Below are 2,750 nucleotides of genomic sequence, written 5' to 3'. Positions count from 1 at the left end.
CGTGCGCCCGTAAGGCGCTTGGGGTGGACACCCAAGCGGCGTGGGTCATTATGATTTTGCTCTGAGAAAGCAATAAGAAAAATTATCAAGTGTGAAAAACACAATCTTATCGCCAACAACTAACCTCGAGTGGAAACATAAAGGGGACAACAGCACGTTTGTAAAGGCACAAGTCAGCGAAGCTTCCAAGCTGCGACTGAGTGTCGAGGCGAAAGGTACTATATGAGGATGAAGGCTACACTGCTTGAAGGAAAGTCAGAGGCTGGAGCTAACCATCTCCACACCGAAGGGAAGATGTTACGGTGGTGCATTGGCGGATTAGTATTTTGCTGTCTGCAATCCGTGGGATAATCGATGCAAGCTAGCCATAAGTAATGGAAAATGACAAAAACTCCCATACCGACAATAGTACAACTTATCATAATGATGCTAAACGGGGATTACCTAAACTGAAATGCCCATGGGCTATGAGTAATGCCGAAAGGTGATAAATCTCAAGTGTAAAAAGCAAGAGAGATGACTCTGAATATTCAGCATGGTAACGGAGCCGTCGTAGTAGTCCGCGGACCTTGGATTGACAAGGATAGCCGTAAAAACGGAAGCGAATAATAACGCCCACATGGCGAAGGGCGGCAGTTTATCGTTCAATACTAAAACGAGGAAGGATGTGTGAGACATTGAGAGAACCAGTAAAGGTATTGAAAAGTCTTTCAGAAAAAACAACAAACAAAGAGTATAAATTCAAGAGATTATATCGGAATTTATACAACCCAGAGTTTTACTTCTTAGCTTATAAAAACATAAGCCAATCGCAAGGAAGTATGACACCTGGTGTAGATGGCAAAAGCTTAGACGGAATGAGTGAAAAACGTATCAATGCGCTTATAGAAAGTCTCAAAGATTTCAGCTATCAGCCAAACCCTGCAAGGCGTGTGTACATTGAAAAGAAAAATAGCACAAAGAAACGCCCGCTAGGAATACCATCAACAGAAGACAAATTAGTACAAGAAGTGGTCAAAATGATTCTTGAGAGCATATATGAGCCTAACTTTTCAGATTATTCTCATGGATTCAGACCTAACAGAAGCTGTCACTCTGCTTTACAGCAGATACAAAATCAGTTCACCGGAATCACTTGGTTCGTAGAAGGTGATATACATGCATGCTTCGACAGCTTCGACCATCATGTGCTAGTAAACATTCTGAGGGAGAGAATCGAGGATGAAAACTTCTTGGCTCTCATATGGAAAATGCTGAAAGCTGGATATATGGAGCAATGGGTGTACAATTGTACATTTTCAGGAACACCCCAAGGTTCAGGCGTGAGCCCTATGTTAGCAAATATCTATCTGTCAAAATTGGATGAGTTTGCAGAACGTCTAAAGAAAGAATTTAGCAAGGGAAAATCAAAGGATAACCTTGAATACTCACGAGCCGCAAGCAAGCTGTACTACATCAGAAGAAGAAACCGAGCAAACTGGGACAGTTGGAATGAGCAACAAAGAAAAGAAGCTCTGCGTCTGCAAAAAGATGCCATTAGCTATAAGCACAGCTTACCAAGTAAGCGAGCAAATAATGAAGACTACAAAAGTTTGGTCTACTGTAGATATGCGGATGATTTCTTAATAGGAGTCATTGGTTCATTCGAGGATGCCTCTGAAATAAAAGATAAATTCAGAGTATTTCTCGAGGATACTCTGCATCTTGAGATGTCCGAAGAAAAGACCAAAATCACGCATAGTCAAGATAAAGCCAGATTCCTAGGCTACGACATTACTACAGCCAAGAATTCAGCACTAATGTATGATTCAAAGCATCAGTTAAGGAAAACTCATACGGGCAGAATCAAATTATACGCTCCAAGGGATAAGTGGCAAGCTAAGCTAATAGAGTATGGTGCACTTAGGATTAGGTATGATGAAAATGGCAAAGAAATATGGGATTCTCACCACAGAGGCAATATGGTTCACATGACCGATGTGGAAATAGTATCACAGGTGAATGCCGAGATTAGAGGTATATATAATTACTATTCGATAGCGGAAAATGCAACAGTCATCAAAAACTTTGCATTCATCTTGGAATATAGCATGTATAAGACCTTTGGACTTAAATATCAAAAGAGCGTTTACAAGATACAGAGAAAATACCGTAGGAATGGAATTTTTATGGTTCCTTATAATACAAAGAAAGGGTTAAAATACTGTGAGTTCTATCATGATGGATTCAAGAAGAAACGCTACGCCTGTAGCTTCGAACCCGACCTCTTACCACAATACGTCAAGTATGATAATCCAAATTATTTGAGAACAAGGATTAAGCTGGGTGTATGTGAACTATGTGGAGAAAACACAGGAGATATATGCATGCATCATGTGAAGTCTTTGAAATCAATCAAAGCGGACAATGAATGGAACACTATTATGTTGACTAAGCGTCGCAAGACACTTGCAGTTTGTCCAAACTGTTATGCCATGATTACGAAATAACTGAAAGACTATGATAAATGGGAAGCCGTATACATCGAGAGGTGTACGTACGGTTTCGGGGCGAGGCTATGGAAACCTACCTTGGTAACAAGGCAAGGCGCTGTGGTCTTAGCCTACGACCTTGTAAGCCGCCTTTATGAAGCCGGAACCAGTATGGAAGCAGTGGAGCCTCAGAAGCAGTCCATCTTTCTCAGTCTGGTGATCGGATATGTGATTCCAATCGTAATCTTTGTTTTCCTTGGAAGATGGCTGAGTAATAAG

2 protein-coding genes are annotated in these 2,750 nt (G+C 41.1%); both read left to right on the top strand.

The genetic code is table 11. From position 1 onward, the window contains the following. Window positions 1-677 precede the first annotated feature (677 nt). Window positions 678-2,489 (top strand): reverse transcriptase/maturase family protein, encoded by a 1,812-nt coding sequence (locus ACT8YW_RS22785; protein ID WP_318269298.1) that lies wholly within the window; start codon window positions 678-680, stop codon window positions 2,487-2,489. A gap of 81 nt (window positions 2,490-2,570) precedes the next feature. Beyond that, the coding region (locus ACT8YW_RS22780; protein ID WP_444107233.1) for a hypothetical protein at window positions 2,571-2,750 on the top strand (180 nt) is incomplete at its 3' end.

This window comes from Bacteroides sp. (assembly GCF_052357945.1).
Lineage (GTDB): Bacteria > Bacteroidota > Bacteroidia > Bacteroidales > Bacteroidaceae > Bacteroides.
This window is presented reverse-complemented; position numbering and strand designations above follow the sequence as displayed.